Below are 4891 nucleotides of genomic sequence, written 5' to 3' on the forward strand. Positions count from 1 at the left end.
CGTGAACACTGGAGAAGGCGGCGCGATCATATGTATGAACAGGCGTGCACGCCGGGCACCACCAGACCGGACCGGCATCCGGCCGGGACCTGATCGACCACGGGGAGCTCGCGGCCATGGCAGAACTCGGCACCACCCTCAACGGCCAGCACCAGTCCACGCAGGGCCAGCACCACCACGTCACCGCGCAGGGCCAGCACGGCACCACCCAGGGTCAGCACACCGCCGGCCATGGGCCGCACACCACCGGCCAGGGCCAGCACGGCACCGCCCACCGCCCGTCGGCGGCTGGCCGGCTGCCGTCCGTGCTGATCGCCACCCGGCACGGGGAGTCCACCGCCAACGTCGAGTTCCAGCTGGCCGAGGCCGCCGGAGCGCTCAGCGTCCCGATCAGCTGCCGCGACGCCGACATCCCGCTGTCGCTGCAGGGCCGCCAGCAGGCCCAGGCGCTCGGCCACTGGTGGGCCGGCCTGCCCAGCGCCGACCGCCCGCGCAGCGTTTGGTGCTCGCCGTACGTGCGCACCGCCGAGACCGCCCGGATCGCGCTCGCCCAGGCCGCCGGGCTCGGCTCCGTCCCGGTCACCCTCGCCGTCCGGTACGACGAGCGGCTGCGCGACCGCGAACTCGGCGTCCTGGAGATGCTGCCGAAGGCCGCGATCGAGGCCAAGCACCCGGAGGAGGCGGCCCGGCGGCGCAAGATGGGCGAGCTGTACTACCGCCCGCCGGGCGGCGAGTCCTGGGCCGACGTCGCCCTGCGGGTGCGCAGCCTGCTGCGGGACCTCTGCGAGGAGGAGGCCGGACGGCCCGTCCTGCTGGTCGCGCACGACTGCACGGTGCTGATGCTCCGCTACGCGCTGGACCGGCTCACCGAGGACCAGCTCACCGCGCTCGGGCCGGTGCACAACTGCTCCACCAGCCTCTGGCGGGCCCAGGACGGGCGGCTGCGGCCGGACGGCTGGAACGGCGTCGGGCACCTGACGGCCGGGACGGACTGACGGCCGGCGGGACCTGCTGGTGCGAGCCTGCGGCCCCTCAGCCCGCCTTCGGGTCCGGGTCCAGGTCCGGGTCGGCGAAGCAACGTCGGTAGGCCAGCGGCGTGGTGCCCAGCCGGCGGCCGAAGTGGTGCCGCAGCGCGGCCGCGTTGCCGAAGCCGCAGCGGGCGGCGATCGCGTCCACCGGCTCGGTGGTGGACTCCAGCAGCCGCTGGGCGAGCAGCACCCGCTGCCCGACCAGCCAGCGGTGCGGGGTGGTGCCGGTCTCCTGCTGGAAGCGGCGGGCGAAGGTGCGCGGCGACATGTGCGCCCGGGCGGCCAGCTGCTCGACGGTGGCCTCCTCGGCCAGGTGGTGGCGCATCCAGTCCAGCAGCGGGGCCAGCGAGTCGCCGGCGGCCTCCGGCAGCGGCCGGTTCACGAACTGGGCCTGCCCGCCCTCCCGGTGCGGTGCCACCACCATCCGGCGGGCGATCTCCCGGGCCACCTCGGCGCCCTGCACCTTGCGCACCAGGTGCAGACAGGCGTCGATGCCGGCCGCCGTCCCGGCCGAGGTGATCACCGGGTCGTCGTCCACGTACAGCACGTCCGGCTCGACCGTGGTCAGCGGGAAGCGCTCGGCCAGCTCCTCGCCGTGCCGCCAGTGCGTGGCGGCACGACGGCCGTCCAGCAGCCCGGCGGCGCCCAGCACGAAGGCGCCGCTGCAGATGGACAGCACCCGGCCGCCGCCCTCGACCACCCCGCGCAGCGCCGCCAGCAGCGGCTCCGGGTAGCCGGGGCGGATGCTCGCCGCGGTGACCACGGCGAGGTCCGCACCGGCGAGGCGCTCGGGACCGTACGGGACGTCCACCGCGAAGCCGGAGTGGGTGGCGTGCGGCCCCGGCCGGGCCCCGGCGATCGCGAAGTCGTAGCCCGGCAGCCCGTCGGCGGTGCGGTCCAGGCCGAACACCTCGCAGGCCACACCCAGTTCGAAGGGGTGGACCTCCTCCAGCACCACCGCGACCACGTTCTTCAGCATGCCCACCAGGATGCCCCCGGCGCCCGCCCCGGCGGAAGGAAGGGGACGGCGGGAGGATGGCAGGATTTCGAGGTGATCGGTCGTTCCTGCCACTCGTGGCCGCGGCGCCGCCCGGCCACAGTGGTGCCCATGGACAGCGACACCCTCATCGGCTCACTCGCGATGACCGCGGCCGTCGGCGGTTTCGGCCTGCTCGGCCTGCTGATCGGCCGCGAGACCTCCCACGGCCCGGCGGCCGGCCGCGACAACTACCACCGCCCGGGCGGCTACCCGGCCGACCCGGCCCGCCCCGACCGGCTGCACGGCACCGCCGACCCGGCCGCGAAGGCGGCCCCGTCGAGCGCTTCGACCCGTTCGACCCCGGAGGACCGTCCCGACCAGGGCTCCGGCACACTGGCCGCATGGACTTCCTCATCCGCCAGGCCCTCCCGGAGGACCTCGCCGACGCCGGCCGGATCACCGTCGAGGCCTTCGTCGGCGACGGCTTCACCAACCCCACGAGCAGCTACGTCGACCTGCTGCGCGACGCCGAGCGACGGGCCCGCGAGGCCGAACTCCTGGTCGCCGTCGACACGGCCGGAGCCGGGGTCCTCGGCTGCGTGACCTACGCGGTCGGCGGCACCGAGTGGGCGGACATCGCCACCCCGCGGGAGGGCGAGATACGGATGCTCGCCACCGCCGCCGCCTCCCGCGGCCGCGGCGTCGGCGAGGCCCTGGTCCGCGCCACCGTCACCCGCAGCCGCGAACTCGGCCTGGCCGGCATGGCCTTCTCCACCCGCCCGGAGATGACCACCGCCCACCGCGTCTACGAGCGCATCGGCTTCCGGCGCACCCCCGAACGCGACTGGGCCCCGTACCCGGGGATGGACCTGATGGTCTACACCATGGCCTTCTGACGACCGGCCCGGGCGCCCGTCACGGCTTCTTGTCGTACCCGGGCGCCACGTAGACGGTGTACCGGCCGTGCTTCCCGCTCGTCACCACGGTGACCACCCGGTACCCGGAGGCCTTCAGGGTGGGCTGGATCGCCTTGTCGATGGCCCCGGTCTGGGTGAAGTCCAGGACCACGACCTTCCACTCGTGGGCCTGGATGCCGGCCTGGATCGCGGGCACCCCGTTCTGCATCTCGCCGGTGGCCGGGTCCCGTCGGAAGACGGCCACCAGGTCGTGCCACTGCTGCCAGGTGGTCTGCTTGCGCAGGTAGTACGCGGGGACGTTGTAGTTCTCGACCAGGTACCGGTCGTCGCCCTTGACGATGTACGGCTCCAGGGCGGCGACGAACTCCTTCGAGTTCGACCACTCGCCGTACATCTCCCGGCCCTGGGCCGCGCCCACCCAGGCGAGCGGGCCGACCACCAGGGCGGCCGCCGCCACCCCGGCCACCAGGTGCAGACGGCCCTTCAGCCACAGCGCCGTACGGGCCAGCACCAGGCCCACCACGATGCAGGAGAACCAGGCGCCGAAGTCGACGTGCTTCTGCAGCGACAGCCAGGTGTGGATGCGGATCTGGTTCACCGGCGCCATCAGCCCGGCCAGCAGCAGCAACAGCGCCAGCCAGAACTCGGGCCAGGCCTCGCCGCCGCGCCGCCGCGCCCGCACCAGCTGCACCAGCACCCCGGCCAGCGCGACCACCAGCAGCGGACCCACCCAGCGGGCGGCCTCCGAGGCCACGTAGGAGTACGAGTCGTGGCCCGGGGCGCGCTTGAGCGTGGTGTGGTTGAAGCCGTTGACGTACTTCTCGCCGGCCGCCAGCGCCGCCGCGCCGACCGCCACCACGAAGGTGAGCAGCACCAGCAGCCCGCGCCGCCAGGCCTCCCAGCTGCGCAGCGACCCGCGCGGCCCGGCCAGCACCGCGATGCCGCACACCACCGGCACCCACAGCAGCGCGGCGTACTTGGTGGCGCCGGCCAGGGCCAGCAGCAGCCCGGAGGCGACCAGGCTCGGGTACCCGCCGCCCGTGGTCAGCCGCACCGCGAAGTACCCGGCCCAGGCGAGGACCGCCAGCGCCATCGCGTCGTAGGTGGCCAGGCCGCCGAGGAACTGGGTGGGGCCGAGCGCGACGAAGGCCGCCGCCGCGCAGAACGCCGCGAGCGAGCCGTGCAGCCGACGGGTGGCCAGGTGGACGGCCGTGGTGGCGGAGAGCATGAACGCCAGGCTCAGCAGCCGGGCGCCGTTCAGCCCGCCGACGAAGTCCGCGACGGCCACCACCACCGGGTAGATCAGCGGGGAGCCGGAGAAGAAGGTCTCGTACGTCGACACCGGGGTGCCGTGCCGCAGGTGCGCGATCTCCTGGTAGCCCGCGTAGATGTAGGTGCCCTCGTCGATGAAGGCGGTGTTGCTGAGGATCAGGTGGTACGAGAGCGCCGCCTGGACCAGCAGCACGGCCAGCAGCGGCAGCCAGTCCGCCCGCAGCACCGGCCGGGCCGGGTGCGGCACCCGGGGCGGCCCGGGCCTGCGGCGGCGCCGGTCGGCCGGGGAGGCCGGCGTCGGCCCGGGGCCCGTCCGGCCGCGCTCGCCGAGGGCCACCCCGCCCGGCCGGGCTCCGCCGAGGACGGGCTTGCGGGTGGACTCGGGCCGGATCCAGCGGCCGTCCGCGCTCATCAGTACTGCTCCTCATCTGGGACTTCGCATCCGGACGCGCCGTGGAGCGCGCGCCCCGGGGCGCGCTTCGGCCGCCGCCCCACACTGCCGGGGGCGGCGGCCGGACGTTCACGGGGGCCGGTCGGCCCCGCGGCGGATCCCGCGGGACCCGCCCCTGGCGGTGCTAGGGCCTGTCTTCGAACTCGCGTCTGCGGGGCGGCGTTGGGGCACGCACCTCGCCGCGTTGTCGTCGGTCGCCAATGCTCCGCAGTGGCTCCCTCCTCCGCCTTGCGATGCACGCACC

The 4891-nt window shown here is 74.8% G+C and carries 4 protein-coding genes; 2 read left to right on the plus strand and 2 right to left on the minus strand.

Annotated elements, in window-relative coordinates; translation table 11 throughout:
- Positions 1-116: 116 nt before the first annotated feature.
- Complete coding sequence (locus ACFRQN_RS39890) at positions 117-995, plus strand: histidine phosphatase family protein (RefSeq protein ID WP_117491952.1); 879 nt, start codon at positions 117-119, stop codon at positions 993-995.
- 37 nt (positions 996-1032) lie between these two features.
- Here the strand turns inward: ACFRQN_RS39890 and ACFRQN_RS39895 are convergent, their stop codons facing one another.
- Positions 1033-2007 (minus strand): helix-turn-helix domain-containing protein, encoded by a 975-nt coding sequence (locus tag ACFRQN_RS39895; RefSeq protein WP_380745535.1) that lies wholly within the window; start codon positions 2005-2007, stop codon positions 1033-1035.
- A 401-nt stretch (positions 2008-2408) separates the two neighbouring features.
- Here ACFRQN_RS39895 and ACFRQN_RS39900 point away from each other — a divergent pair, with 401 nt between their 5' ends.
- The gene (locus ACFRQN_RS39900; protein WP_049649416.1) at positions 2409-2903 is read left to right on the plus strand and encodes a GNAT family N-acetyltransferase; all 495 of its coding nucleotides are present in this window, start codon (positions 2409-2411) and stop codon (positions 2901-2903) included.
- Positions 2904-2922: 19 nt separating this feature from the next.
- Here the strand turns inward: ACFRQN_RS39900 and ACFRQN_RS39905 are convergent, their stop codons facing one another.
- A complete protein-coding gene (locus ACFRQN_RS39905) occupies positions 2923-4608 on the minus strand; it encodes an ArnT family glycosyltransferase (protein WP_380745538.1) in 1686 nt (561 codons plus the stop codon).
- Positions 4609-4891 lie beyond the last annotated feature (283 nt).

This window comes from Kitasatospora sp. NPDC056800 (genome assembly GCF_042789775.1).
Classification (GTDB): domain Bacteria; phylum Actinomycetota; class Actinomycetes; order Streptomycetales; family Streptomycetaceae; genus Kitasatospora.

Bases quoted from the DNA above. Each gene is read 5' to 3' on its own strand.
- ACFRQN_RS39890 (WP_117491952.1), top strand. From the start codon at position 117: ATGGCAGAACTCGGCACCACCCTCAACGGCCAGCACCAGTCCACGCAG.
- ACFRQN_RS39895 (WP_380745535.1), bottom strand. From the start codon at position 2,007: ATGCTGAAGAACGTGGTCGCGGTGGTGCTGGAGGAGGTCCACCCCTTC.
- ACFRQN_RS39900 (WP_049649416.1), top strand. From the start codon at position 2,409: ATGGACTTCCTCATCCGCCAGGCCCTCCCGGAGGACCTCGCCGACGCC.
- ACFRQN_RS39905 (WP_380745538.1), bottom strand. From the start codon at position 4,608: ATGAGCGCGGACGGCCGCTGGATCCGGCCCGAGTCCACCCGCAAGCCC.